Origin of the sequence: Pseudomonas sp. C32, assembly GCF_030417915.1 — a bacterium.
Lineage (GTDB): Bacteria > Pseudomonadota > Gammaproteobacteria > Pseudomonadales > Pseudomonadaceae > Aquipseudomonas.
Window position 1 is genome coordinate 170,460 of record NZ_JAUHUK010000005.1, and the last position, 25,560, is coordinate 196,019.

Consider the following 25,560-nt stretch of genomic DNA (forward strand, 5'->3'; position numbering starts at 1 on the left):
TGCTATTACCCCTAGCCTGAATTTCTGGAACGCATTCCCCGATGGCCACTCAACCGCTCTCCACGCTCAAACCTGCCCGCCGCTCGCGCTTCGCCCTGCGTTGGTACACCTGGCTTTTGCTGGTGGCCGCCATCGCTTATGGCCTCGCATTTGCCATGCATTGGGACGACCGTGGCGTGCTTTGGATGCAGGAAAGTTTCGAAAGCCCGGCCGAGCGCCAGGAGAGTGTCTGGTTGCCGGACTACCAGGCTGTGATCGATGCCAAGCCGCTGCCTGGCATGGAAAAGGACGAGGCCTCCGATCTGGCCTACGACCCTCAGTCCAAAACCCTGTTTTCGGTCATGGGCAAGAACCCCTTCCTGGTCGAGCTGACCTTGCAGGGCGATGTTCTACGCAAAATGCCACTGGTGGGCTGGAGCAACCCGGAAGGTGTCACCGCGCTGGGCAACGGCCTGCTGGCCATTGTCGATGAGCGTGACCACCAGATCACCATCGTCAAAGTGGATGCCGACACCCGCGAACTGAACCTCGCCGATTTCCCTAAATACGACCTCGGGCCTTCGAAAGACCAGAACAAGGCTTTTGAAGGTGTCACCTGGGATGCGCGTAACCAGCAGCTGTTGCTGGGTGAAGAGCGTCCACCGGCGTTGTTCACCTGGAAAGGCGATGGCAAGACGCTCACCGGTGACAAGCAAAAGCTCGCCAGCGATGAGCTGGATATCCGCAACCTCTCGGCCTTGGCCATTGACCCGCGCACCGGTCATACCCTCGTGCTGTCCGCTGACTCTCACCTGTTGCTGGAGTTGGACGAGAAGGGCGAACAGGTCAGCTTCATGACCCTGCTGCGCGGTTTCAACGGCCTGAAAAAGACCATCCCTCGCGCCGAAGGTGTGACCATGGACGAGGCCGGCACGCTGTACATGGTGAGTGAACCGAACCTGTTTTACCGCTTCGAAAAGCAGAAATGACGCTTATGTTGTGTAGGAATAATTACGTTCGGTTGTGCGGCTTGGCCCGTGGCCATTAAGCTTCAGTTCAGACAGGCGTGTTATTCCATTCGCCAGTCCTGAACTCGAGCCCTCCCGAATGCGTCGACTTGCCCGTCCCAAGCCCCTGATTCTGATCTTGTCAGTGATCGCTCTGATCGTCTTGATCGTGATCGGGCAGTACATGCGCCTGTTCGAACGCGCCTGGTTCAACCTGAACACCCTTTGGCAGCCGATGAGCACCCAGTCCATCGGCCTGGATCAATATCAGGTGGCAGTAGAAGGGCAAGTGATTGAAGGTTTGAACGACGACGTATCAGCGTTGACCTTCGATCCGGTGCGCAGAAGCCTGTTTACCGTGACCAACAAGAACTCCGAGCTGATCGAGTTATCCCTCGACGGCAAGATCCTGCGCCGTGTTTCACTGATCGGTTTCGGTGATCCGGAAGCCGTGGAGTTCATCAGCGACGACACCTATGTCATCACTGACGAACGCCAGCAGCGGCTGATCAAGATTCGCCTGGAGCCAGGCGCGACGTTCCTCGATGCGGCAGACGCTGAACAGATGACCCTCGGCGTGCACATGAGCGGCAACAAGGGGTTTGAGGGGCTGGCCTATGATTCGGTGGGCAAGCGTCTGTTCGTCGCGAAGGAGCGCGATCCGATGCTGATTTACGAGGTGCACGGGTTTCCGCATTTCAACCCGGAAAAATCCTACGCGGTGCACGTGATCAACAACCCCAAGCGCGATGCCGGGATGTTTGTACGGGATCTGTCGAGTCTGCAATATGACGAACGCAGCGGGCACTTGCTGGCGCTGTCGGACGAATCGCGGTTGATTCTGGAGCTGGATGTGGGTGGACGGCCGCTGAGTACCATGTCACTGAGCAAGGGCCGGCAGGGCCTGAAAAAAACCGTGCCGCAGGCTGAAGGGATCGCCATGGATGACGAGGGCACGATGTACCTGGTGAGCGAGCCGAACCTGTTTTACGTGTTCAAAAAACCAACCCAGCCTTGAGGCTGACACGGTTCCTGCAGGAGCTGGCTTGCCAGCGAAGGGTGCAAGACATTCGACATCGATGTCGGTCATTACACCGCTTTCGCTGGCAAGCCTCCTACAGGGGATTGTGTGAGCTTATTCAGCGCGCAGGGTCTTTACGCCTTCGCTGGTGCCCAGCAGCAACAGGTCCGCCGGACGCGCCGCGAACAAACCGTTGGTGACCACGCCGACGATGGCATTGATCTGCGTTTCCAGTTCCACCGGATTGGTGATTTGCATGTTGAACACGTCGAGGATGATGTTGCCGTTGTCGGTCAGTACACCTTCACGATAGACCGGATCGCCGCCCAGCTTCACCAGTTCACGCGCCACGTGGCTGCGGGCCATCGGGATCACTTCGACCGGCAGCGGGAATGCGCCGAGCACCGGCACCAGCTTGCTGCCATCGGCGATGCAGATAAAGGTCTTGGCCACGGCCGCGACAATCTTCTCGCGGGTCAGGGCTGCGCCGCCGCCCTTGATCAGGTTCAGGTGTTCGTCGCTTTCATCGGCGCCGTCGACGTAGAACTCCAGATCGCTGACGGTGTTCAGTTCATAGACCGGAATCCCGTGGCCCTTGAGGCGCGCGGCGGTGGCTTCGGAGCTGGCGACGGCGCCATCGAATGCGCCCTTGTGCCTGGCCAGTGCGTCGATGAAGCAGTTGGCGGTGGAGCCGGTGCCGACCCCGACGATGCTCTTGTCGTCGAGTTTCGGAAGGATGAAGTCGACGGCGGCCTGAGCCACTGCCTGTTTGAGTTGATCCTGAGTCATGCGGGCTCCGAGGTGCCGAAGAAGGAACGAAAGGCCGGCATTATAGGCTTCGGGGCGGGGAAGGTCATTGCCCGATTGGCAGAGAGCAGGAGTTCTGGTGCCGGATGGCTTTTGTGGCGAGGGAGCTTGCTCCCGCTGGAGCGCAAAGCGGTCCCCTGCATTCTTTCAGACATAATGTGCAATATGGATTTACGACTGCTTCGCAGCCGAGCGGGAGCAAGCTCCCTCGCCACAATGGTTTCATGGTGTCCAAAACCACCGGTTTAATGTGGTCGTGCGGCCAAAAGCCGGGTTAGACTCCGTGGTCCTGCCCAACCCGCTCAGTGATGCTTTCCGATGCTTGAACAGTACGTCAAAAAGATCCTCACCTCGCGCGTTTATGACGTTGCCGTAGAAACCCCATTGCAGACTGCCCGCCAGCTCTCCGAGCGGCTGGGCAACAGCATTTGGCTCAAGCGCGAAGACTTGCAGCCGGTGTACTCGTTCAAGATTCGCGGCGCCTACAACAAATTGACCCAGCTGAGCGACGAAGAGCGCGCTCGCGGCGTGGTCACCGCGTCGGCGGGCAACCATGCCCAAGGCCTGGCCCTGGCGGCCAAGGTGTTGGGCGTGAAAGCGACCATCGTCATGCCCAAGACCACCCCCGAGATCAAGGTCGAAGGCGTGCGCTCCCGTGGCGGTAAAGTGGTGCTGCACGGCGATTCGTTCCCGGAAGCCCTGGCTTACTCGCTGAAACTGGTCGACGAAAAAGGCTACGTCTATATCCACCCGTATGACGATCCCCACACCATTGCCGGGCAGGGCACGGTGGCGATGGAGATTCTGCGCCAGCACCCACAGCCATTGGATGCGATTTTCGTCCCGGTGGGCGGTGGCGGCCTGATCGCCGGTATTGCGGCGTACGTGAAGTACCTGCGGCCAGACATCAAGGTCATCGGTGTCGAGCCGGATGATTCAAATTGTCTGCAAGCGGCCATGGCGGCAGGTGAGCGCGTGGTGTTGCCGACCGTGGGCCTCTTCGCCGATGGCGTGGCGGTGGCTCAGATCGGTCAGCACACCTTCGATATCTGCAAAGATTATGTCGATGAAGTGATCACCGTCAGCACCGATGAAATCTGTGCCGCTATCAAGGATATCTACGACGATACCCGCTCGATCACCGAACCTGCCGGCGCCTTGGGCGTGGCCGGGATCAAGAAGTATGTTGAACAGCGCGGCGTCACCGGGCAGACCTTCGTGGCGATCGATTCCGGCGCCAACGTCAACTTCGACCGTTTGCGTCATGTGGCCGAGCGCGCCGAGCTGGGCGAAGGTCGTGAAGCGATCATCGCCGTGACCATCCCTGAGAAGCCGGGCAGCTTCAAGGCGTTCTGCGAGGCCATCGGCAAGCGCCAGATCACCGAATTCAATTACCGCTACAACACCGGCAGCGAAGCGCACATCTTTGTCGGCGTGCAGACGCACCCGGACAACGACCCGCGCAGCACGTTGATCGCCAGCCTGAGCGAGCAGGGTTTCCCGGTGCTGGACCTGACCGACAACGAGCTGGCCAAGTTGCACATCCGGCACATGGTCGGCGGCCGTGCGGCGCACGTGGTCGATGAAGTGATTCTGCGTTTCGAGTTCCCGGAGCGTCCGGGCGCGCTGTTCAACTTCCTCAACAAACTGGGCGGGCGCTGGAACATCTCGATGTTCCATTACCGCAACCATGGCGCGGCGGATGGCCGTGTCGTTGCGGGCCTGCAAGTGCCCCACGACGAGCGCCACCTGGTGCCGGCGGCGCTGGAAGAGATTGGTTACCCGTACTGGGATGAAAGCGATAACCCGGCCTACCAGTTGTTTCTGGGCTAACGGCTACGACGATGGCAATGCATAAGGAAATCGAACCATGGAAACGTTAACGGCCCTGAAAATGGCGCACATGGTGGCGACGCTGGTGTTGCTGTTGTCTGCGCTGGGTCTGGGGATCTGGGTCTGGCGTGCGCGGCATAATGGCGATGCGACGGCCGGCAGCCGCACCTTGCAGCGGCCACGGGTGTTTATCTGGCTGTTGATGGGGCTGGCGTTGTTGAGCATGCCGTTTACCGGCTGGTGGATGGTGCACCTGGTGGGCTGGCCGCTGGGGCAGACCTGGTTGCTGGCCTCGAGTGTGCTGTACACCGTGGCGGCGCTGGCGTGGTTCTGGTTGCTGGTGCGGCTGAACAAACTGCGCAAGGCGCCGGGTGGTGTGGGTAAATTTACCTTTGGCTTGGCGTTGTTCAGTTTTGTCTGCTTTATCGCCATTGCCGGATTGATGGGCGCCAAGCCGGTTTAATGCTTGAGACCGGGTTGAAGCTATCGCTGGCAAGCCAGTTCCTACAGGGCGAGTGCTGCCCTTGTAGGGGTCGGCTTGCCGGCGATGGCGTCTTCAGTCGCGCAGACTGATTACCGGCCAACCACGTTTCTCGGCCTCTGCCCGCAGATTCGGATCCGGATCCACTGCCACTGGATTCGTCACCTGCTCCAACAACGGCAAATCATTCATCGAGTCGCTATAGAAGTAGCTGTCTTCGAGTGAATGTCCGGTCTCTTCCAGCCAACGATTCAGGCGTGTCACCTTGCCTTCGCGGAAGCACGGCACATCGGTGCTGCGCCCGGTGTAGCGGCCATCGAGCATTTCGCACTCGGTCGCGATCAGGGTTTCGACGCCCAGGCGCACGGCAATCGGCCCGGTAACAAAACGGTTGGTCGCGGTGATGATCACCAGTACGTCGCCGGCGTCTCGGTGCTTTTTCAGCAGTTCGAGGGCCTTGGGCAGCATGATCGGTTCGATGCAGTCACGCATGTAGTCGCTGTGCCACTGATCCAGCGTGGCCATCTCGGTACGACCCAGAACCTCCAGGCAGAAATTCAGGTACGCGGCGTTATCCAGCTTTCCGGCCAGGTAGTCCTGATAGAACTCGTCGTTGCGAGTTTTGTAGGCGACGGCATCAAGGAAGCCGCGCTCACACAGGTAATCGCCCCAAGCGTGATCACTGTCACCGCCCAGGAGGGTGTTGTCCAAATCGAATAAAGCCAGGCGCATTGCAGTTACCCGCTGATATGTCTGTAAAAAGGCGACAAGAATACGGTCTTTTCACAAGAGTGCACATAAGGTAGGAACCTTCGTTGCCGCCTTCACAACCTTTGTGGAACAATGCGACGACATGCGTTTGCGAGGTTGTTGCCGTGATCGACCCCGATGGTTTTCGCCCCAATGTCGGGATCATTCTGACGAATGACGCCGGCCAGGTGCTATGGGCTCGCCGTATCAATCAAGATGCCTGGCAGTTTCCGCAGGGGGGAATCAACCCTGAAGAGACGCCGGAGGACGCCTTGTACCGCGAGCTGAACGAAGAAGTGGGCCTTGAGCGCGAAGATGTTGAAATTCTCGCCTGCACCCGGGGCTGGTTGCGCTATCGTTTGCCGCAACGTCTGGTACGTACCCACAGCCAACCGCTGTGCATCGGCCAGAAACAGAAATGGTTTCTCCTGCGCCTGGTCTCGAACGAGCAGCGGGTGCGGATGGATTTGACCGGTAAACCGGAGTTCGATGGCTGGCGCTGGGTCAGTTATTGGTATCCGTTGGGCCAGGTGGTGACATTCAAGCGCGAGGTGTATCGACGCGCTCTCAAAGAGCTTGCCCCGCGCCTTTTAGCGCGCGACTGACGACGGAGTTCGACCCCGAGCCATGCTCAATACGCTGCGCAAGATCGTCCAGGAAGTTAACTCCGCCAAGGATCTCAAGGCGGCGTTGGGGATTATTGTGTTGCGCGTCAAAGAGGCCATGGGCAGCCAGGTCTGCTCGGTCTACCTGCTTGATCCCGAGACCAACCGGTTCGTGCTGATGGCCACCGAGGGCTTGAACAAGCGCTCGATCGGCAAGGTCAGCATGGCCCCCAATGAAGGTCTGGTTGGCCTGGTCGGCACGCGTGAAGAACCCCTGAACCTCGAAAACGCGGCGGATCACCCGCGCTACCGCTACTTCGCCGAAACCGGGGAAGAACGCTACGCTTCGTTCCTCGGAGCACCGATCATTCACCACCGCCGCGTCGTCGGCGTGTTGGTCATCCAGCAAAAAGAACGCCGCCAGTTCGATGAAGGTGAAGAAGCCTTCCTCGTGACCATGAGCGCGCAGCTCGCCGGGGTTATCGCCCACGCTGAAGCCACCGGCTCGATCCGTGGCCTGGGCCGTCAGGGCAAGGGCATCCAGGAAGCCAAGTTCGTCGGCGTTCCGGGTTCGCCGGGTGCGGCGGTCGGTACGGCGGTGGTCATGCTGCCACCGGCCGATCTGGACGTGGTGCCCGACAAGACCATCACCGACATCGACGCCGAGCTCGGGCTGTTCAAGACCGCCATCGAAGGCGTACGCGCCGACATGCGCACGTTGTCGGCCAAGCTCGCCACGCAGTTGCGCCCGGAAGAGCGTGCGTTGTTCGACGTCTACCTGATGATGCTCGACGATGCCGCACTGGGCAGCGAAGTCACCACCGTGATCAAGACCGGCCAATGGGCCCAGGGCGCCTTGCGCCAGGTGGTCACCGATCACGTCAACCGTTTTGAATTGATGGACGACGCCTACCTGCGTGAGCGTGCGTCGGACGTGAAGGACCTCGGTCGCCGTCTGCTCGCCTATCTGCAGGAAGAGCGCCAGCAAACCCTGGTCTACCCCGACAACACCATTCTGGTCAGCGAGGAACTGACGCCGGCAATGCTCGGCGAGGTACCGGAAGACAAGCTGGTGGGTCTGGTGTCGGTACTCGGTTCGGGTAACTCCCACGTCGCGATCCTGGCCCGGGCCATGGGTATTCCGACGGTGATGGGCCTGGTCGACCTGCCGTATTCCAAGGTCGACGGCATCGGCATGATCGTCGACGGTCACCGCGGCGAGGTCTACACCAACCCCAGCGACGTGCTGCGCAAGCAGTTCGCCGAGGTGGTGGAAGAAGAGAAACAACTGGCCCTGGGTCTCGATGCGCTGCGCGATCTGCCGTGTGTCACGGTCGATGGCCACCGCATGCCGTTGTGGGTCAACACCGGCCTGCTGGCGGACGTGGCGCGGGCGCAGAAGCGTGGTGCCGAAGGCGTTGGCCTGTACCGCACCGAAGTGCCGTTCATGATCAACCAGCGCTTCCCGAGCGAAAAGGAACAGCTGGCGATCTACCGCGAGCAGCTCGCCGCGTTTCACCCGCAACCGGTGACCATGCGCAGCCTGGACATCGGCGGTGACAAGGCACTGTCGTACTTCCCGATCAAGGAAGACAACCCGTTCCTCGGCTGGCGCGGTATTCGCGTCACCCTTGACCACCCGGAAATCTTCCTGGTACAGACCCGCGCCATGCTCAAGGCCAGTGAAGGCTTGAACAACCTGCGCATTCTGCTGCCGATGATCTCTGGCACTCATGAACTCGAAGAAGCCTTGCACCTGATACACCGGGCCTGGGGTGAAGTGCGCGACGAAGGCACCGACGTGCCGATGCCGCCGATTGGCGTGATGATCGAGATTCCGGCAGCGGTGTACCAGACCAAGGAGCTGGCGCGGCAGGTGGACTTCCTCTCGGTCGGCTCCAACGACCTGACCCAGTACCTGTTGGCCGTGGACCGCAACAACCCGCGGGTGGCCGACCTTTACGACTACCTGCACCCGGCAGTGCTTCAGGCGTTGCAGAACGTGGTGCGTGATGCCCATGCAGAAGGCAAACCGGTGAGTATCTGCGGCGAGATGGCCGGTGATCCGGCGGCCGCGGTGCTGTTGATGGCAATGGGCTTCGACAGTCTGTCGATGAACGCCACTAACCTGCCGAAGGTGAAGTGGATGCTGCGTCAGATCAACCTGAGCAAGGCCAAGGAATTACTCGCCGAGCTGATGACCATCGACAACCCGCAAGTTATCCACAGCTCGCTGCAACTGGCGCTGAAGAACCTCGGGTTGGCGCGGATGATCAATCCGACTGCGGTCAAGGCCCTCTGAAACGCTGATGGCCCATCGCCGGCAAGCCGGCTCCTACAGAATTGATGCGTTGGCTTATTTTGCGAACGCCACGAAACCTGTAGGAGCCGGCTTGCTGGCGATAGCGTCCGCAATTCCGCTGAAAATCTAAACGCGGATTTCCACTTCCCCCAAATGCCCGCCATACGGCCCGAAACTCCGCTCGACCATATGCCGTTCCCCATCCGCCTGCACAATCAACGCCGTACTCGCCCGTGTTCCATAACTCTGGCTGGCGATAAACACGCTCGACAACAACGTCTCGGTCGCCAGGCCGACGCCAGTGTCCGGAAGATCGGCAAACGGTGCCGTTTGTGCGTCGCTCAATAACGCCAACAACGCCTGGGGCTGTGGATCTTGCAGCACCTCGCTCAGGGCTGCCTTGGCCTTGAGCAGTTTCGGCCATGGCGTATCCAGCCCGGCGTTCGACAATCCATAGATCCCCGGTTGCAGCATCACCGCTTCTGAATCCCGTGCATTGAAATGCCAAAGCTCATGACTGTTGCCGATCAGCAAGTTAAAGCCGGCGTATTCGAGCGAACGTCGGACAACGTCGCCTAAATAGTCGTCGATGGATTGGTCGCCACTGAGAAATCCTGCCACCAGCTCGCCTCGAGACTTTCGTGAGGGTGGTTGGTGGGGATCGCGAATATTGGTCAGCGCGGCAAAGCGACCGTTGGCGCCGACACCCAACCAGGTGCCGCCCGCTTCAAGGTCGCGTCCGGCGTGCACATGCGGCGCTTCGGGCCAAGGTGCCAGCGGCAGGCTGGGGCGCGCATAGAACTCATCGCGGTTGGCCGCGACTACCAGCGGCTGGGCATGACCCGGTCGCCAGGCAAAAACAATCAGGCACATAGGGGGTCCTAGTGTGTTTTTTGCCCACTCTACGCAGACATCGCTCATCGATCCATCGCCTTGCACAGTGGAGCTTGAGGCCATGCATCCGTTACCATGCCGCTCGGTTTCGGGATCAGCGGGGACGCAAAATGGAATTTCTGCTCTATCTGGCGCTGGGTGCCTGTGCAGGCTTGCTGGCCGGGCTGTTCGGAGTGGGCGGCGGGATCATCATCGTCCCGGTGCTGGTGTTCAGTTTTACCTTGCAGGGGTTTGATCAGTCGATCCTGACCCATTTGGCGGTCGGTACCTCCCTGGCGACGATCATCTTCACCTCGATCAACGCCGTGCGTGAGCATCACCGTCGAGGCGCGGTGCGTTGGCCGATCTTTGTCTGGATGACGGTCGGCATTCTGGTCGGTGCCGGTTTCGGCGCCCTGACCGCCGAAGCGATCTCTGGGCCGAACCTGCAAAAAATCATCGGTGTGTTTGCCCTGGTGATTGCCGCGCAGCTGGCGCTGGACGCCAAACCCAAGGCCAGCCGAACGGTGCCGGGTAAACTCGGTCTGACCGTGGCCGGCAGTGTGATTGGCTGGGCCTCGGCGATTTTCGGGATTGGCGGCGGTTCGCTGACCGTGCCGTTCCTGACCTGGCGCAGCGTGCCGATGCAGCAAGCGGTGGCCACGTCTTCGGCCTGTGGTCTGCCGATCGCTTTGGCCAGTGCATTAAGTTTCATGATTCTGGGCTGGCACGATCCATTGCTGCCGGCCCATAGTCTCGGTTTCATTTATTTACCGGCGCTGCTGGGGATTGCTCTGACCAGCATGGTCTTCGCCCGCTTCGGTGCGCGGCTGGCGCACCATCTGTCGCCAAAGTTGCTGAAAAAGCTGTTTGCCGCTTTGCTGTTTTGCGTCGGGCTGAGCTTCCTGCTCTGACGGACGGCGCAATCCTGGCTTAATCCTGGCGTGACAGCGTCGCCTGGGACATTTTGAGATTTGAACTCTAACGAGGAGTCGCAATGCTGCCTTACCCGCAGATCGACCCGGTGGCCCTGGCCATCGGTCCGCTGAAAATCCACTGGTACGGTCTGATGTATCTGGTCGGTATCGGTGGCGCCTGGCTGCTGGCGTCGCGCCGGTTGAACCGCTTCGACCCGACCTGGACCAAGGAGAAACTCTCCGACATGGTGTTCTGGATGTCGATGGGCGTGATCCTCGGCGGACGTCTGGGTTATGTGCTGTTCTACGACCTGAGTGCCTACCTCGCCAACCCGCTGCTGATTTTCGAAGTGTGGAAGGGCGGCATGTCGTTCCACGGCGGTTTCATCGGTGTGATGCTGGCGGCGTTGTGGTTCGGTAAAAAGAACAACAAGTCGTTCTTCCAACTGATGGATTTCGTTGCGCCGATGGTGCCGATTGGCCTGGGTGCCGGGCGCATCGGCAACTTCATCAACGCCGAGTTGTGGGGCAAGGCAACCGATGTGCCGTGGGCGATGGTCTTTCCGACCGATCCGGCGCAATTGGCGCGTCACCCGTCGCAGCTGTATCAATTCGCCCTCGAAGGCGTGGCGCTGTTCCTGATTCTGTGGCTGTTCTCGCGCAAGCCGCGACCCACCATGGCGGTATCGGGGATGTTCGCGCTGTTCTATGGCATCTTCCGTTTCATCGTCGAATTCGTCCGCGTGCCGGATGCGCAACTGGGCTATCTGGCCTGGAACTGGCTGACCATGGGCCAGGTGCTGTGCGTGCCGATGATCCTCGGCGGGCTGTTCCTGATCTGGCTGGCGTATCACCGCGCTCCGGCGACTCCAGCGGCAGCGGTATAAAATTCGAACCCCGCAGCGATGGTTGCGGGTTCAAGGACACAGGTAATTCATGAAGCAATATCTCGAACTGGTCGCCCACGTCATCAAGAACGGCACCAAACAGGCCAACCGCACGGGCGTGAACACCATCAGCTTTCCTGGCGCGATGCTGCGTTATGACTTGCAGGAAGGTTTCCCGGCGATCACCACGCGCAAGATGGCCTTCAAGTCGGCCGTCGGCGAAATGTGCGGATTCCTGCGTGGGGTGAACAACGCCGCCGAATTCCGTGCGTTGGGCTGCAAGGTCTGGGACCAGAACGCCAACGAAAACGCCCAGTGGCTGGCCAACCCGTTCCGTCAGGGCGAAGACGACCTCGGCGAGATCTACGGCGTGCAATGGCGCAAGTGGCCGGCGTACAAGCAGATCCCGGTCAGCAACCCGGCTGCCATCGAGCAGACCCTGAGCCAGGGCTATCGCCAGATTGCCGAAGGTGAAGAAAACGGCCAGGCCTACGTGGTGCTGTACAAAGCCATTGACCAGGTTCGCCAGTGCATCGACACCATCATCAAGGACCCGGGCAGCCGCCGCATCCTGTTCCACGGCTGGAACTGCGCGCAACTCGATGAAATGGCCCTGCCGCCGTGCCATCTGCTGTACCAGTTCCACCCGAACGTCGAGACCAAAGAGATTTCCCTGACCCTCTACATCCGTTCCAACGACCTGGGCCTGGGCACGCCGTTCAACCTCACCGAAGGCGCCGCGCTGCTGAGCCTGATCGGACGCCTGACCGGTTACACGCCGCGCTGGTTCACCTATTTCATCGGTGATGCCCACGTCTACGAAAACCACCTGGACATGCTCAACGAACAGCTTAAGCGTGAGCCGTTCCCGATGCCGAAACTGGTGATTTCCGACCGCGTGCCGGAGTTTGCCAAGACGGGTGTTTATCAGCCGGAATGGCTGGAGCGGGTGGAGCCGAGCGATTTCTCGCTGGAAGGTTACGAACACCACGCGCCGATGACGGCGCCGATGGCGGTCTGAAGCCGTACCGCCATCCAAATGTAGGCGCTGCCGGAGGCTGCGATCTTTTGATCTTGCTTTTCAAAATCAAAAGATCGCAGCCTCCGGCAGCTCCTACAGGGGGGTGCGGTGTTCTTAGTGGCCGTGACTGCGGCCTACATGGGAATGCTCCACCTCTGTCGCCACAACCCCGCCACTGACTTCCAAGCGCTGCAAAATCCCGCATTGATCGGCATCCGGCCCTTCGCCGCAACGACGGCGCAGGTCGAGCAGTTGCGTCTGCAAGGCCAGCAAACCGTCGATTCGCGCCTTCACATGGTGAATGTGTTCATCGATCAGCGCATTCACGCTTTCGCACTGGTCCTGCGGGCTGTCGCGGAACGCCAGCAGGCTGCGGATCTCTTCGAGCGTCATGTCGAGGGTGCGGCAGTTGCGGATAAAGGTCAGGCGTTCGGCGTGGGCCTGGGTATAAACGCGGTAATTTCCATCGCTGCGGGCAGGCTCTGGCAACAGGCTTTCGCGCTCGTAATAACGGATCGTCTCTACGGCGCAGTCCGTGAGCTTCGCCAGTTCTCCAATCTTCATGACGGCAATCTCCAAATCGGGGCTTGACCCTATAGTGGCTACAGGGTCTTAACTAGGCAACAGGCACTCTTATGGACGAACCCAATGAGCGATTCCCTGCATTCCCACAAACCCGGGGCTGAGCACGAACACAGCCACACCCTCAAACCTGTGCAAAAGCACGGTCATACCGGACATGGCGACGCCTGCTGTTCCTCCAGTGCGGCGGCACCTGTGTCAGTCACGCTGAGCGAAGCGCCGACTGCCGGATCCCGTCTGAGCAATTTCCGCATCGAAGCAATGGACTGCCCGACCGAACAGACGCTGATTCAGAACAAGCTAAGCAAACTGACTGGTGTGCACCAGCTGGAGTTCAATCTGATTAATCGCGTGCTGGGCGTGACCCACGACTTGCCCGGCACCGAGCCGATTGTCGAGGCGATCAAGTCCCTCGGCATGCACGCCGAACCCCTCGAACAAGGCGTTGAAACGCCCGCACCGGCACCGGTTAAAAAGCCTTGGTGGCCATTGGCGCTGTCCGGTGTCGGGGCACTGCTGGCGGAAGTTCTGCACTTTACGGGTGCCGTGCCGAACTGGGTGGTGGCGATTGTAGCGCTGGTATCGATTTTGAGTGGTGGCCTCGGCACCTATAAAAAGGGCTGGATCGCGCTCAAGAACCGCAATTTGAACATTAATGCACTGATGAGCATCGCCGTCACGGGGGCCATTTTCATCGGCCAATGGCCGGAAGCGGCGATGGTGATGTTCCTGTTCACCGTCGCCGAGTTGATCGAAGCCAAGTCCCTGGACCGTGCTCGCAACGCCATCAGTGGCTTGATGCAGATGACGCCCGAACAGGCGACCGTGTTGCAGGCCGATGGCAGCTGGGCAGAACAGGACGTCAAAACCATCGCGCTCGGCGCCCGGGTGCGGGTCCGCCCCGGCGAGCGCATTGGTCTGGACGGGGAAGTGCTGTCCGGCAATTCGACCATTGATCAGGCGCCGATCACCGGTGAAAGCCTGCCGGTGGAAAAAACCGTCGGTGACAAAGTGTTTGCCGGCACCATCAATCAGGCGGGTTCGCTTGAATTCGCGGTGACTGCCGCCGCCGACAATTCGACGCTGGCACGCATCATCCACGCCGTGGAACAGGCCCAGGGCGCGCGGGCGCCGACACAACGTTTCGTCGACAGCTTCTCGAAAATCTACACACCGGTAGTGTTTGTCCTGGCCTTGGCGGTGGCGATCATTCCTCCGTTGTTCATGGGCGCGCTGTGGTTCGACTGGATCTACCGGGCGCTGGTGTTGCTGGTGGTGGCCTGCCCATGTGCACTGGTGATTTCCACGCCAGTGACCATCGTCAGCGGCCTGGCAGCAGCGGCACGCAAAGGTATTCTGGTGAAGGGCGGCGTCTATCTGGAGGGCGGTTACAAGCTCGATTACCTGGCCCTGGACAAGACCGGCACGATCACCCACGGCAAACCGGTGCAGACCGATTACCTGTCACTGGCCCCAAACGCTGACCAAATGGCCCCGGCGATTGCGGCGGCGCTGGCCGGGCGTTCGGATCACCCGGTATCGCTGGCCATCGCCAATGCGGCTGTGGATAAACAGTTTGCGGCGCTGGTTGTGGATAACTTCGAAGCGCTGGGTGGCCGTGGTGTGCGCGGCGAGATCAATGGTCAGCTCTATCACTTGGGTAACCATCGACTGGTCGAGGAGCTGGGCCTGTGTTCGCCAGCCCTGGAAGAAACGCTGTTCGCCCTGGAAAAGCAGGGCAAGTCGGTGGTCTTGCTGCTCGATCAATCTGGTCCGCTGGCGCTGTTTGCCGTGGCCGACACGGTCAAGGAGTCCAGCCGCGAAGCGATCCAGCAGTTACATGATCTGGGCATCAAGACCCTGATGCTCACTGGCGATAACGTCCACACCGCCCAGGCGATTGCCGCGCAAGTGGGCATCGATGAAGCCCGGGGTGATTTGCTGCCGAGCGACAAGTTGCAGGCCATCGAATCCCTTTATGCACAGGGTCATCACGTCGGAATGGTCGGGGACGGTATCAACGACGCCCCGGCACTGGCGCGATCCGAGATCGGTTTTGCGATGGCGGCAGCGGGCACCGATACCGCGATTGAAACCGCCGATGTCGCCCTGATGGACGACGATCTGCGCAAGATTCCATCGTTCATCCGCTTGTCCCGGCAAACATCAAGCATCCTGAAACAGAACATTGCGCTGGCATTGGTCATCAAAGCGATCTTTCTTGGGGTAACCTTCGCCGGGCTCGCTACCATGTGGATGGCGGTGTTTGCCGATATGGGCGTGAGCCTGTTGGTGGTGTTCAACGGTTTGCGCCTGTTGCGTAAATAACGGATGAGGGACGGTTGTGCTGAGTGCCGAGCTGAAGGCGTTTTACATGGTTGCCCGCCTGGGCAGCATTACCCAGGCTGCAAAAAAGCTCGGCCTGAGCCAACCGACCGTGACGACGCAGATTCGCAACCTGGAAAGTCAGTATTCGGTCGAACTGTTTTATCGCGGCGGCCGTCGTCTCAGTGTCAGCGAGGAAGGCGCGCGGCTGCTGCCGATGGTCAAGGTGTTGATACAGCAGGAGGCCGACATCGAGTTTTTCCTGCGCAACTGCGGCCAGGTGCAAGGCACGTTGCGCATCGCCGCCACGGCGCCGTATTACATCCTCGACCTGGTGAAAACCTTTCGCGAGCGCTTGCCGCAAGTGGAGGTGTCGGTGGAAATCGGCAACTCCCAGCAAGTGCTCGAAGCGCTGGAGGATTACCGGGTGGATGTCGCCGCCTCTTCGCAGTTGCTGGAGGATGCGCGGTTGATTCGCCGGGTACTCGGCAGCGATCCGCTGGTATTGGCCGTGCATCGCAATCACCCGCTGGCGGTTCACGAACACGTTCCGCTCAGTGCGCTGGCCGGGCATACCTTGCTGATGCGTGAGTCGGGCTCGACTACCCGTCGTTTGACCGAAGAGTTGCTGGCCAGCGCGGGAGTGACGTTCGGCCCGTTGCTGGAGATTGGCAGCCGCGAATCGATTCGCGAAGCGGTGCTGCGCAACATTGGCATCAGCATCATTGCCCGGCAGGAAGTGCCCCATGATCCGCACTTGCGGGTGCTGACCATCGAGCATGCGCCGCAAATCCCCGAATACCTGTACTGCCTCAAGGAGCGCAAAAACGCGCGGCTGCCGGCGGCGTTTCTGGGGTTGGCACAGGAAATGGCCCCGGCCTGAATCTTTGTGGCGAGGGAGCTTGCTCCCGTTGGGCTGCGAAGCGGCCCCTAAAATAGGACTGCTGCGCAGTCCAACGGGAGCAAGCTCCCTCGCCACAGACTCCTCATTGCCGTTTTCTCCAACCAAAATCCTCGAATACCACTATCGGCAGTTTTTGCCTTACTGCCATATGACGGACTCATTACAACTCTAGGATGGCCACCATCTGCTAGATGAGGTCCGTCCATGAACAGCTCGATCGCAACAGCCCTGACCAACCCCGGCGCACCGATGAAAGTGCGCGGCGTACAGAAGCGCTTTGGCGCTTTCACGGCACTGGATAACGTTTCCCTTGATGTCGCGGCTGGCGAATTGGTATGTCTGCTGGGCCCGTCGGGTTGCGGCAAAACCACCTTGCTGCGCTGCATTGCCGGTCTGGAAAAACAGGACAGCGGCGAGTTGTACCTCGGTGACCGCGATGTTTCCCACCTCGCGCCCCAGGCCCGGGACTACGGCATTCTGTTTCAGTCCTACGCGCTGTTCCCCAATCTGACGGTCGAAGCGAACATCGCTTACGGCCTCGCCGGCAGCAGCCGCGACGAAGTGCGTCGTCGTGTCGGTCAGATGCTGGAACTGGTTGGCCTCAGCGGCAGTGAGAAAAAGTACCCTGGCCAATTGTCCGGCGGTCAGCAGCAACGGGTTGCGCTGGCTCGCGCCCTGGCGCCGTCACCGTCGCTGTTGCTGTTGGACGAACCGATGTCGGCCCTCGATGCCCGCGTGCGCGAGCATCTGTGCACCGAGCTGCGCCAGCTACAGCGCAACCTCGGCGTCACCACGCTGATGGTCACTCACAACCAGGACGAAGCCATGCTGATGGCCGACCGCATCGCCGTGATGAACAACGGCAAGGTCGAGCAGTACGCCACACCTCAGGAAATCTACAACCGCCCGGCCACGCCGTTCGTGGCGGAGTTCGTCGGCCAGGGTAACTGGCTGCCTTTCCAGCGCAGCAGCGACAGCCACGCCCAGGTCGGCGGGATGAACATGCGCCTGGCCGATGGTAGCGCCAAGACCGCGTCGGGTCGGTTGTTCTGCCGTCCGGAAACGATCAACGTCAACCCGTTGGTTCACGAAGAAAACCTGTTCCCGGCCAAAGTTCGCGAGATCACCTTCCTCGGCAACCGCTGCCGCATGAGCTTTGAACTCGATCATTTGCCGGGCCACGCCTTGCTGGCTGAACTGGCGCCGGAAGCCATGCCGCGCCTGGGCGCCCAGCAGATCATGGTCGCCTTGCCTCCGCGCAGTCTGCAGGTGTTTGCCTGATGAGCGCGAACATTGCGCTGCCGATACCGCACAAGCAGGTTCGGCAGATCTCCCGAGCCGAGATCGGCGACCGCGTATTCGTGGTCGGCGGCAAAGTCCTTCTGCTGGTGTTGCTTGGCATCGCCGTGTTGATGCCGTTGCTGGCGATCTTCTGGAGGGGTTTCAGTGCCGACGCCGGGCAGGGCGGTGGTTGGGTTGCAGCCAAAGAACTGGTCACCAGTGAAAACTTCCACTGGCTGCTCGGTAACAGCCTGAAGGTTTCCCTCAGCGTCGCGGCCATCGTCGTACCGTTGGCCTACCTGTTTGCCTACGCCCTGCAACGCACGTTGATTCCGGCCAAAGGCATCTGGCGTGGCATCTCGCTGCTGCCTTTGATGGCGCCGTCGATGCTGCCGGGGATTGCCCTGGTTTATCTGTTCGGCAACCAGGGCATGTTGCGTGGCCTGCTCTCGGACAACATCTACGGCTTCTGGGGCATTGTGCTCGGCGAAGTCATCTACACCTTCCCACACGCGTTGATGATTCTGCTGTCGGCCCTGTCCCTGGCCGATGCGCGACTATTCGACGCCGCGTCCAGCATGGGTGCGAGTCCTGCAAAAGCCTTCCGCAGCATCACCTGGCCGGCGACACGCCAGGCCGTATTCGCTGCGTTCTGTCTGGTGTTCACCCTGACCATCACCGATTTCGGCGTGCCCGTGGTCGTCGGCGGCGACTATCAAGTGCTGGCGCTGGAAGCTTACAAAGCAGTGGTCGGCCAGCAGCAGTTCGGTCGCGGCGCATTGATCGGCATGGTCTTGTTGCTGCCGGCGCTGTTCAGCTTCGGCGTCGATGCGTGGTTGCGTCGGCGTCACGGCGACGCCATGAGCGGCCGGGCGCAGGTCTTCAAACCCGCGCCATCGAAACTGCGCGACGGCTGCTATCTGGCAATTGTCCTGCTGATCTGCGCGGCGTTGCTGCTGGTGTTCGGCATGGCGGTGTTCTCGTCGCTGGTGAAGTTCTGGCCGTACAACCTGTCGCTGTCGCTCAGTCATTACCAGTTCAACGAAACCGCCGGCGGTGGCTGGCTGGCCTACGGCAACAGTTTGAAGATGGCCTTGGGCACTGCGTTGATTGGCAGCGTGCTGATCTTTACCGGCGCGTACCTGATGGAGAAAACCAAGGGCCAGCAGGGCTTGAATCTGGCACTGCGCATGCTCAGCTTCGTACCGATGGCGGTGCCGGGTCTGGTGCTGGGCTTGGGTTACGTCTTCTTCTTCAACCTCACCGGCAACCCGTTGCATGTGTTGTACGGGACCATGACCCTGCTGATCGTCTGCACCATTGCTCACTATTTGACCACTGCGCAAATGACCGCGACCACCGCGCTGCGCCAACTCGACGCCGAGTTCGAGGCCGCCGCGCTGTCGCTCAAGGCGCCGCTGTACCGCCATTACCTGCGCGTCACTGTGCCGATCTGCCTGCCGGCGCTGCTGGATATCGTGCGCTACCTGTTCGTCTCGGCCATGACCACCGTGTCGGCGGCAATCTTCCTCTACAGCCCCGACACCATCCTCGCGGCGGTGGCGGTGCTGAACATGGACGACGCCGGCAACGTCGGCGGCGCGGCAGCGATGTCGACCCTGATCCTGATTACCTCGGCGGGCGTGTCCCTGCTGCTGGCCTGGGCCTCGCGCGGCTTGCTGCGCCGCTCCCAGGCCTGGCGGCAGACCGTGCCCGGTCATTGAATCTGTACAACCCCTCAACTCAAAAAACAGGAAAAGATTATGTTCAAGCCTATGGCCGCCCTGGCCGCTGCTGTCCTCACCGCTTTCAGCCTGAACGCCTTTGCGGCGAAAACCGAGTTGACGGTGTACACCGCCCTCGAAGCCGAACAACTGAAGACCTATAAAGAAGCGTTCGAGAAGGCCAACCCGGACGTCGAAATCAAATGGGTACGTGATTCCACCGGCATCATCACCGCCAAGCTGCTGGCCGAAAAAGCCCGTCCGCAGGCCGATGCTGTGTGGGGCCTGGCCGCTTCCAGCCTGGCGATTCTCGATCAGCAAGGCATGTTGCAAAGCTACGCGCCAAAGGATCTGGGCAAGATCGGCGCGAACTACCGCGACGCCGCCAACCCGCCAGCCTGGGTCGGTATGGACGTCTGGGCCGCGACCATTTGCTTCAATACCGTCGAAGCCGAGAAGCAGGGCCTGACCAAACCCGTGAGCTGGCAGGACCTGACCAAGCCTGAGTACAAGGGCAAGATCGTCATGCCCAACCCGGCCTCGTCCGGCACCGGTTTCCTCGACGTCAGCGCCTGGCTGCAAACCTTTGGCGAGAAGCAGGGCTGGGCCTACATGGACGGTCTGCACCAGAACATCGGCCAGTACGTTCACTCCGGTTCCAAGCCTTGCAAACTGGCGGCGGCGGGTGAATTCCCGATCGGTATTTCTTTCGAATACCCGGCCGTTCAATTGAAACGCCAGGGCGCGCCGCTGGACATCATCCTGCCGAAGGAAGGCCTGGGTTGGGAGATCGAAGCGACTGCCGTGATCAAGGGCACTGCTCACGAAGAAGCCGCCAAGAAACTGGCTGACTTCTCTGCCAGCCCCGAGGCGATGGAACTCTACAAAGAAAACTTCGCCGTGCTCGCGCAGCCTGGCATCGCCAAGCCGCAGACCGAACTGCCGGCCGACTACGAGCAGCGCCTGATCAAGAACGACTTCGCCTGGGCGTCGAAGAACCGCGACGCGATCCTGACCGAATGGCGCAAGCGCTATGACGGCAAGTCCGAGAAAGTGGCGGCCAAGTAAGTACTTCATCGGCTGACAGGGCCTCATCGCTGGCAAGCCAGCTCCTACAGGGTTCGCGTCGCACTTGTAGGAACTGGCAGCGATAGCGGCCTTGAATTCAGGACACCTCTAGATGACACATCACAACGACATGCTGATCGTCGGCGCCGGCATCCTGGGTTTGTCCCATGCGTATGCCGCCGCCAAACGCGGTCTGAAGGTCAGGGTTTTTGAACGCAGCGAAACGCCCCTCGGTGCGTCGGTGCGCAACTTCGGCCAGGCACTGGTCACCGGCCAACCGCCGGGCCCGATGCTGGAACTGGCCCGCGTCAGTCGCGGAATCTGGGGCGATTGGGCGCAACTCGCAGGCCTGCAACTCAAGCGCAACGGCTCGTACCTGTTCGCCCGCACCGAGGCCGAAGAACACCTGTTGGAAGCCTTCTGCGAAGGCCGCGCCGTCGAACACGGTTACCGCGTCGACCTGCTGCGCGGCGCTGCACTGCGCGATTTGTACGGTGGTCAGTTCCGCCATCATCGCGCTGCTTTGCATGGCATGGACGACCAACAGCTGTATTCGCGCGAAGCGATTCCGGCGCTGATCGACTTTCTGCGTCGCGACCTGGGCGTCGAGTTTCACTTCTCCACCCTGGTCCGCGACATCGAACCGGGCCGTTTACATAGCACAGCTGGCAGCTTCAGTGCCGAGCAAATCATCGTCTGCTCCGGCCATGATTATCAAACCTTGCTGGCCGAGCAGATCGCCGAACTCGACCCGCAAATCTGCCGCCTGCAAATGCTGCGAGCCCGCCCGCAGATCAATCTGAACCTGCAACACGCGTTGCTCACCGGTTTGAGCTGCGTGCATTACGGCGCCTTCGCGGATTTGCCGGAAGCCGCTGCGGTGCAGGCCGAAATTCTGCGCGCCGCGCCGCACCTGCATGAAAACGGCATTCACCTATTGATCAGCCCGACACCCCATGGCGAGTTGATCATCGGCGATTCGCACCATTACGGCCGCGATCCGTCACCCTTCAATGCCGAGCAGGTCGACGACTGGATGATCGAGCTGGCCGAGCAGACTCTGGGCTGCAAGGTGCAAGTGGTCGAACGCTGGCAGGGTGTCTATGGTTCACGGGGGCCGGGACCGTTTTCGTTCTTGCGTCCGGCAAAGGGTCTGAGCGTGGCATTGATGCACTCCGGTGTCGGCATGAGTGTCGGGCCGGCGATGGCCGAACGAAACGTCGCAGCTGTATTGGGGGAAATCTGATGGAACGCAATGAACAAGTCGTCGCTGAAGTATTCGCTCTGTACGAGCGTTTTGGTGACAGCGATTACATCGGCGAGCCGGTGTCGCAGATCGAGCACATGTCTCAGGCCGCTGAGCTGGCCATGGCCGAAGGCTTTGATGATGAAGTGGTGCTGGCGGCGTTTTTCCATGACATCGGGCACATCTGCGCCGAGAGTGCCGAGAGCATGGGTGGCTTCGGTGTGGTCAGTCATGAGCGCTTGGGCGCGGATTACTTGCGCCGTGCAGGTTTCAGCGAACGAATGGCGCGGTTGGTCGAATACCACGTTCAGGCCAAGCGTTATCTGACGCTGAAAGAGCCGGGGTACTACGAGCGCTTGAGCGAAGCCAGTCGCCGGACGCTGGAGTATCAGGGTGGCGTCATGACGCAAGCCGAGGCTGAGGCGTTCGCGCAGGACCCGCTGTGTGCCGTGAGTCTGCGCATGCGCCAATGGGATGAACTGGCCAAGGAAATGCACGTGCCGGTGATTGATCTCGGTCTCTTGAAAGGCAAGGCTGTCGAGTTGTTGTCCCGCAACGCGTGATGACTTGTCTGACGGGCGATAGAGAATGCAGGCATGGAACCCACGGTCGACAACGTTCAGGCTGAGCTTTTAGACAAGGAACGCAAGGATGCGATATCTAAAAGTCATTGCACAGGACCCCCGCGATTCGGGTCAGCCGGACAGCCTGTATTTCCGGTTTTATGAAGGCGAGCAGTTGTTGCGCGAGGCGACAATGCTTGAACGGCAGCAACTCACGACGTTGGGCACCACTTACCTGAAGTGCGCCTGGTTCAACGCCGGTGATCGTGAGGAGCGACACCTGCGGATTTTTTCGCTGAACCCTTCCGCTGACGGCACACCGGAATCGGTGCGGCTGCATTTTCACGAGGGTCCGACGATCATTTACAAAGCCGCGGCCCATGACCTCGATAACGATGGTGCATTCGAGGTGATTCTGAGCAGCGATGTGGATAACGACGGGCACGCCAATCGCACGGACCGGAACCGGGTCAGGGCGTTGGTGCGGGCGTTCTTGAAGCTCGGCTGGTAGTGTTCACTTGGATCGCTGTCGTATTCAGATCCTGAGAACAACGACGAACCCTGTAGGAGCAAGCTTGCTCGCGATGGCGCCAGCCGCCTCACCACAATTTCAGAGCTAAAGCTGCTGCGCCAACACCTCAACCTGCTCCTGGCGTTCTGCCTGATTCAACTTCGCCTGTGGGTTCAGCGACGACCACTGTGGATGCGCCCGGGCTTTGTTCAGGGCCTCGGGCAACTTGCCTTCGCGCCAGGTTTTATCCAGTGGCGTGGCGACTTGAATGCTGTCCATCGCCGCATGGCCACGGGCATTCAGCGCTTGCAGCAATTGCCGCTGGCGCAGCGCCAACAGCCGGAGCACGTTGTCATCGACGGTCAGCTCGCGTTGGCCCTTGAGCTTGCCCAGCAAGCGGCTGCCATAACTGCGGGCGGTTTGCAGGGCGCCGCCGGCGATGGCCCCGGCCAGTGCCGCCGCACCGAGGGTGATGCCGCCGACCAGCAAATCGACCCCGGCCCCGGCCGCCGCACCTGCAGCGATCCCGCCACCGACCCTCACGCCCAGTTGCTTGAGAGTTTCCGGGTTGAACAGATCATCACCCCAGCGACCGTCGAGCAGTGGCAAGTCACTGGCAGCGGCGTCCTGCGGGCGGAAGGCATAAAGCTTGAGCAGCGCCTCAACGCAACGTTGTTCGCGTTGGCGCACGGCTTTGCGCAACTCGCTGATCGCCTGCTGTTCCTGCTCGGCATCGGCGACCACGCTGCGGCGGCAGGCCGCGCAGTCGATCAACAATTCGGCAATCAACCGCGCCGCACTTTGTTGGCGGGCCAGACGTTGAGCTTGTTGGTCGGCGATCAGGCGTTCCAGTTGTGGTCGTGCGCTTTCCAGCAGCAGAGCGAGACTTTCGTAGAGCCGGCGTTCGCCATCCTCGGGCGGCGCCACGCTGTCGAAGCGCACCAAGGCATGCAGGCCCAAACGCGCCAAGGCTTCACGCCACGCCGGCTCGCGATGGTTGGCGCTGCTGACGAAATTCAGCACCGGCAGCAGCGGTTTACCGCAACTGGCGAGCACTTCGAGTTCGTCGCGATACTTGGCGAGTACGGGCTCGCGGGCATCGATCACGTAAAGCCCGGCGTCCGAGGCCAGCAACTGGCGCAACACTTTGGCTTCCTGTTCAAACCGCTGCCGGGCTTCGCTGCCATCGAGAAAGCGCGCCAGTCGCGCCGGACCATCCAGACGTTCGCCGGGACGCTCCAGGCGTTCCAGATAATCGAGCAGGGCGATGGCGTCTTCCAGGCCGGGCGTGTCGTAGAGATCCAGCAGTGGCTCGCCGTCCACCGACAGCCGCGCACCTTCGACATGCCGCGTGGTGCTGGGGCGATGGGACACTTCGCCAAAACCGACATCGCGCGTCAGGGTGCGCAGCAACGAGGTCTTGCCGACGTTGGTGTGGCCGACGACGGCGAGTTTCAGAGGCTGCTTGCTGGTGTCAGTCATGACCCGTCTCCAGCCAGTTCATCGGTGCGCAATCGGCAAACGGCAGCTCCAGTTGTTGCAGCGCCACATGCCAATCGCCGAGGCGTTCGGCGTCGAGTGCTTCGCCGGGCGGAGCTTGCAGCAGCCAGACGCGGGTGGCGCTGGCGCTGCGGGCCAGTTCGGCAATCAAGGCCAGGCTGCCGCGATCCGGCGAGCGCCGCGGATCGCAAGCGATCGCCAATCGTGTCGGGGGGAAGCGGCTCAGTTGTTCGAGGAGTTTGTGCCGCGATTCACGACTGTCTAGAACGCCGGCGTTGCTGACGTTTTTCGGCAGTTGCGGCGGCCAGGGGCGATCGTCGTCCAGTTCAATGGCGACCAACAATGCACCGTCGCTTTGCTGTTCGCTGACGCCACTTTCCACGCGATGCAATTGTGCTGGCGCGGCATCGCTGACGCCGAGGCGTTCGCTGGTCGGCATGAGCCGTTCGCGCAGTTGGGCGTAACCGGGCAGGTTCAAATCGAGCTGCAAAGTGGATCGGCCGGAGTTCCAGCGCCACAGGCACAACAGCGCCAGTAACAGGCGCGGCACCACGCCGTAAATCAGCAGCACGCCGACCAGCCACGCGGCCCAGGCCTGACGGGCGCTTTCGATGTTCAAGGCGGCATCGCCACTGGCGCGGATCATTTCTTCGGTTGGTACGCTGAAACCGAGCACGGCCGGTAGCGCGCCGAGGGCTTGGGTCACGGCAATGAAAGTGTCGGAACTGAGGATGGTGGTTTCCCAGACGAATCCGTAACGCCGGGTCGCCATCAGCGTCAGCAGAATGATCAAGGCACTGAGCATCGCCAGCAACCACAGGCTGTTGACCAGCAGGCCGATGGCCCAGCGATTGAGTTTGCGGCGTTGCAGCAACAGCAGCAGGGCCGGCGCCAGTTGCGCAGCTTTGGCGTCGCGGGCGAATTTTTCACTCAGCCACAGCCACAAGCGTCCGAGGCTGGCGCCGTGCTCACCGGCAAACATCAGACCCAAGGCCCAGCTCAGCAGCAGGATCAGGTTCAGCCCCAACAGGCTGCCCAAGGCCCAGAACACATTCACCGGATGCAGGCCGTCACCCATGGCGGCAAAGGCCAGGCCAGCGCCGCTGACCACGGCCAGCAGCATCATCACGATCAGTGCCAGTCGCGCGCCTTGCAGCCAGTGCTTGAGCGCATCGGCCAGGCCATCGCGTTCGGCCAGCCAGAGGGCGCGGCGTTGAATGCGGGCCGGCAGGTCGCCGCCAGCACTGCGTGCCATTCGGTTGGCTTCCAGGTCTTCCAGGGGGCCTGCGTGTTCTTCGCGCAGGCGGATGGTTTCTGTCAGCCAGAGGGTATTCAGTTCAGTCACGCGGCATCCCGTCGCTTAAATGAGCTGT

At 60.8% G+C, this 25,560-nt stretch carries 23 protein-coding genes; 17 read left to right on the top strand and 6 right to left on the bottom strand.

All coding sequences use genetic code 11. The annotated features are described in order from the left end of the window. Positions 1–41 precede the first annotated feature (41 nt). Together QYH43_RS07855 and QYH43_RS07860 are read left to right on the top strand one after the other, a co-directional pair. Positions 42–968 (top strand): SdiA-regulated domain-containing protein, encoded by a 927-nt coding sequence (locus QYH43_RS07855; RefSeq protein ID WP_301156798.1) that lies wholly within the window; start codon positions 42–44, stop codon positions 966–968. A 118-nt stretch (positions 969–1,086) separates the two neighbouring features. Next, positions 1,087–2,004 (top strand): SdiA-regulated domain-containing protein, encoded by a 918-nt coding sequence (locus QYH43_RS07860; RefSeq protein WP_301156799.1) that lies wholly within the window; start codon positions 1,087–1,089, stop codon positions 2,002–2,004. A 117-nt stretch (positions 2,005–2,121) separates the two neighbouring features. On the opposite strand, the gene rpiA is transcribed toward QYH43_RS07860, so the two are convergent. Then, positions 2,122–2,796: a ribose-5-phosphate isomerase RpiA gene (gene rpiA / locus QYH43_RS07865; RefSeq protein WP_301156801.1), complete on the bottom strand. Its 675-nt coding sequence runs from the start codon at positions 2,794–2,796 to the stop codon at positions 2,122–2,124. A 336-nt stretch (positions 2,797–3,132) separates the two neighbouring features. On the opposite strand from rpiA, the gene ilvA reads away from it, so the two are divergent. Together ilvA and QYH43_RS07875 are read left to right on the top strand one after the other, a co-directional pair. Next, complete coding sequence (gene ilvA, locus QYH43_RS07870) at positions 3,133–4,647, top strand: threonine ammonia-lyase, biosynthetic (RefSeq protein ID WP_095057347.1); 1,515 nt, start codon at positions 3,133–3,135, stop codon at positions 4,645–4,647. A 37-nt stretch (positions 4,648–4,684) separates the two neighbouring features. Next, entirely contained in the window at positions 4,685–5,110 is a 426-nt protein-coding gene (locus tag QYH43_RS07875) for a DUF2269 family protein (protein ID WP_301156802.1), read from the top strand. A gap of 93 nt (positions 5,111–5,203) precedes the next feature. Here QYH43_RS07875 and QYH43_RS07880 read toward each other — a convergent pair whose 3' ends face one another. Next, on the bottom strand, positions 5,204–5,860 hold the full coding sequence (locus QYH43_RS07880; RefSeq protein WP_301156804.1) for an HAD family phosphatase: 657 nt from the start codon (positions 5,858–5,860) through the stop codon (positions 5,204–5,206). A gap of 143 nt (positions 5,861–6,003) precedes the next feature. On the opposite strand from QYH43_RS07880, the gene QYH43_RS07885 reads away from it, so the two are divergent. Together QYH43_RS07885 and ptsP are read left to right on the top strand one after the other, a co-directional pair. After that, complete coding sequence (locus tag QYH43_RS07885; RefSeq protein WP_053163553.1) at positions 6,004–6,483, top strand: RNA pyrophosphohydrolase; 480 nt, start codon at positions 6,004–6,006, stop codon at positions 6,481–6,483. A 22-nt stretch (positions 6,484–6,505) separates the two neighbouring features. After that, the gene (gene ptsP, locus QYH43_RS07890; protein WP_095057350.1) at positions 6,506–8,785 is read left to right on the top strand and encodes a phosphoenolpyruvate--protein phosphotransferase; all 2,280 of its coding nucleotides are present in this window, start codon (positions 6,506–6,508) and stop codon (positions 8,783–8,785) included. Between the two features lie 126 nt (positions 8,786–8,911). Here the strand turns inward: ptsP and QYH43_RS07895 are convergent, their stop codons facing one another. Further along, complete coding sequence (locus QYH43_RS07895; RefSeq protein WP_301156807.1) at positions 8,912–9,658, bottom strand: NRDE family protein; 747 nt, start codon at positions 9,656–9,658, stop codon at positions 8,912–8,914. Between the two features lie 131 nt (positions 9,659–9,789). Between QYH43_RS07895 and QYH43_RS07900 the strand changes: the two genes are divergently transcribed. The 3 genes from QYH43_RS07900 (at position 9,790) to QYH43_RS07910 (ending at position 12,483) form a co-directional block, all read left to right on the top strand. Continuing rightward, positions 9,790–10,572, top strand: a complete 783-nt coding sequence (locus tag QYH43_RS07900) for a sulfite exporter TauE/SafE family protein (RefSeq protein WP_095057352.1) — start codon at positions 9,790–9,792, stop codon at positions 10,570–10,572. 83 nt (positions 10,573–10,655) lie between these two features. Further along, positions 10,656–11,462, top strand: coding sequence for a prolipoprotein diacylglyceryl transferase (gene lgt / locus QYH43_RS07905; protein ID WP_095057353.1), 807 nt, complete (start codon positions 10,656–10,658; stop codon positions 11,460–11,462). 49 nt (positions 11,463–11,511) lie between these two features. Continuing rightward, positions 11,512–12,483, top strand: coding sequence for a thymidylate synthase (locus QYH43_RS07910; protein ID WP_095057354.1), 972 nt, complete (start codon positions 11,512–11,514; stop codon positions 12,481–12,483). A gap of 114 nt (positions 12,484–12,597) precedes the next feature. On the opposite strand, the gene cadR is transcribed toward QYH43_RS07910, so the two are convergent. Next, positions 12,598–13,047 (bottom strand): Cd(II)/Pb(II)-responsive transcriptional regulator, encoded by a 450-nt coding sequence (cadR, locus tag QYH43_RS07915; protein WP_095057355.1) that lies wholly within the window; start codon positions 13,045–13,047, stop codon positions 12,598–12,600. A gap of 84 nt (positions 13,048–13,131) precedes the next feature. Between cadR and QYH43_RS07920 the strand changes: the two genes are divergently transcribed. The 8 genes from QYH43_RS07920 (at position 13,132) to QYH43_RS07955 (ending at position 22,687) form a co-directional block, all read left to right on the top strand. After that, positions 13,132–15,393 (top strand): heavy metal translocating P-type ATPase, encoded by a 2,262-nt coding sequence (locus QYH43_RS07920; protein WP_301156811.1) that lies wholly within the window; start codon positions 13,132–13,134, stop codon positions 15,391–15,393. Between the two features lie 16 nt (positions 15,394–15,409). Beyond that, on the top strand, positions 15,410–16,273 hold the full coding sequence (locus tag QYH43_RS07925) for a LysR family transcriptional regulator (RefSeq protein WP_301156813.1): 864 nt from the start codon (positions 15,410–15,412) through the stop codon (positions 16,271–16,273). 225 nt (positions 16,274–16,498) lie between these two features. Continuing rightward, complete coding sequence (locus tag QYH43_RS07930) at positions 16,499–17,575, top strand: putative 2-aminoethylphosphonate ABC transporter ATP-binding protein (protein ID WP_095057358.1); 1,077 nt, start codon at positions 16,499–16,501, stop codon at positions 17,573–17,575. Next, on the top strand, positions 17,575–19,299 hold the full coding sequence (locus QYH43_RS07935; protein ID WP_301156815.1) for a putative 2-aminoethylphosphonate ABC transporter permease subunit: 1,725 nt from the start codon (positions 17,575–17,577) through the stop codon (positions 19,297–19,299). Before QYH43_RS07930 ends, QYH43_RS07935 begins: the two co-directional genes overlap by 1 nt. 39 nt (positions 19,300–19,338) lie before the next feature. Continuing rightward, the gene (locus QYH43_RS07940; protein ID WP_095057360.1) at positions 19,339–20,367 is read left to right on the top strand and encodes a putative 2-aminoethylphosphonate ABC transporter substrate-binding protein; all 1,029 of its coding nucleotides are present in this window, start codon (positions 19,339–19,341) and stop codon (positions 20,365–20,367) included. A 112-nt stretch (positions 20,368–20,479) separates the two neighbouring features. Then, a complete protein-coding gene (locus QYH43_RS07945) occupies positions 20,480–21,613 on the top strand; it encodes a TIGR03364 family FAD-dependent oxidoreductase (RefSeq protein ID WP_301156818.1) in 1,134 nt (377 codons plus the stop codon). Next, a complete protein-coding gene (locus QYH43_RS07950; protein ID WP_301156820.1) occupies positions 21,613–22,176 on the top strand; it encodes a phosphonate degradation HD-domain oxygenase in 564 nt (187 codons plus the stop codon). Before QYH43_RS07945 ends, QYH43_RS07950 begins: the two co-directional genes overlap by 1 nt. Before the next feature lie 88 nt (positions 22,177–22,264). Next, complete coding sequence (locus QYH43_RS07955; RefSeq protein WP_301156822.1) at positions 22,265–22,687, top strand: hypothetical protein; 423 nt, start codon at positions 22,265–22,267, stop codon at positions 22,685–22,687. A 105-nt stretch (positions 22,688–22,792) separates the two neighbouring features. Here QYH43_RS07955 and QYH43_RS07960 read toward each other — a convergent pair whose 3' ends face one another. Together QYH43_RS07960 and QYH43_RS07965 are read right to left on the bottom strand one after the other, a co-directional pair. Then, positions 22,793–24,169, bottom strand: coding sequence for a GTPase/DUF3482 domain-containing protein (locus QYH43_RS07960; protein ID WP_301156824.1), 1,377 nt, complete (start codon positions 24,167–24,169; stop codon positions 22,793–22,795). Continuing rightward, positions 24,162–25,532: a DUF2868 domain-containing protein gene (locus tag QYH43_RS07965; RefSeq protein ID WP_301156826.1), complete on the bottom strand. Its 1,371-nt coding sequence runs from the start codon at positions 25,530–25,532 to the stop codon at positions 24,162–24,164. The genes QYH43_RS07960 and QYH43_RS07965 overlap by 8 nt, the downstream gene beginning before the upstream one ends. Between the last annotated feature and the right edge of the window lie 28 nt (positions 25,533–25,560).

Excerpts from the sequence above, each read along its gene's own strand:
- QYH43_RS07895 (WP_301156807.1), bottom strand. The coding sequence starts at position 9,658 with ATGTGCCTGATTGTTTTTGCCTGGCGACCGGGTCATGCCCAGCCGCTG.
- QYH43_RS07875 (WP_301156802.1), top strand. The coding sequence starts at position 4,685 with ATGGAAACGTTAACGGCCCTGAAAATGGCGCACATGGTGGCGACGCTG.
- QYH43_RS07910 (WP_095057354.1), top strand. The coding sequence starts at position 11,512 with ATGAAGCAATATCTCGAACTGGTCGCCCACGTCATCAAGAACGGCACC.
- QYH43_RS07945 (WP_301156818.1), top strand. The coding sequence starts at position 20,480 with ATGACACATCACAACGACATGCTGATCGTCGGCGCCGGCATCCTGGGT.
- ptsP (WP_095057350.1), top strand. The coding sequence starts at position 6,506 with ATGCTCAATACGCTGCGCAAGATCGTCCAGGAAGTTAACTCCGCCAAG.
- rpiA (WP_301156801.1), bottom strand. The coding sequence starts at position 2,796 with ATGACTCAGGATCAACTCAAACAGGCAGTGGCTCAGGCCGCCGTCGAC.
- QYH43_RS07940 (WP_095057360.1), top strand. The coding sequence starts at position 19,339 with ATGTTCAAGCCTATGGCCGCCCTGGCCGCTGCTGTCCTCACCGCTTTC.
- QYH43_RS07860 (WP_301156799.1), top strand. The coding sequence starts at position 1,087 with ATGCGTCGACTTGCCCGTCCCAAGCCCCTGATTCTGATCTTGTCAGTG.
- QYH43_RS07955 (WP_301156822.1), top strand. The coding sequence starts at position 22,265 with ATGCGATATCTAAAAGTCATTGCACAGGACCCCCGCGATTCGGGTCAG.
- ilvA (WP_095057347.1), top strand. The coding sequence starts at position 3,133 with ATGCTTGAACAGTACGTCAAAAAGATCCTCACCTCGCGCGTTTATGAC.
- QYH43_RS07935 (WP_301156815.1), top strand. The coding sequence starts at position 17,575 with ATGAGCGCGAACATTGCGCTGCCGATACCGCACAAGCAGGTTCGGCAG.
- QYH43_RS07930 (WP_095057358.1), top strand. The coding sequence starts at position 16,499 with ATGAACAGCTCGATCGCAACAGCCCTGACCAACCCCGGCGCACCGATG.
- QYH43_RS07900 (WP_095057352.1), top strand. The coding sequence starts at position 9,790 with ATGGAATTTCTGCTCTATCTGGCGCTGGGTGCCTGTGCAGGCTTGCTG.
- QYH43_RS07950 (WP_301156820.1), top strand. The coding sequence starts at position 21,613 with ATGGAACGCAATGAACAAGTCGTCGCTGAAGTATTCGCTCTGTACGAG.
- QYH43_RS07960 (WP_301156824.1), bottom strand. The coding sequence starts at position 24,169 with ATGACTGACACCAGCAAGCAGCCTCTGAAACTCGCCGTCGTCGGCCAC.
- QYH43_RS07920 (WP_301156811.1), top strand. The coding sequence starts at position 13,132 with ATGAGCGATTCCCTGCATTCCCACAAACCCGGGGCTGAGCACGAACAC.
- QYH43_RS07880 (WP_301156804.1), bottom strand. The coding sequence starts at position 5,860 with ATGCGCCTGGCTTTATTCGATTTGGACAACACCCTCCTGGGCGGTGAC.
- cadR (WP_095057355.1), bottom strand. The coding sequence starts at position 13,047 with ATGAAGATTGGAGAACTGGCGAAGCTCACGGACTGCGCCGTAGAGACG.
- QYH43_RS07855 (WP_301156798.1), top strand. The coding sequence starts at position 42 with ATGGCCACTCAACCGCTCTCCACGCTCAAACCTGCCCGCCGCTCGCGC.
- lgt (WP_095057353.1), top strand. The coding sequence starts at position 10,656 with ATGCTGCCTTACCCGCAGATCGACCCGGTGGCCCTGGCCATCGGTCCG.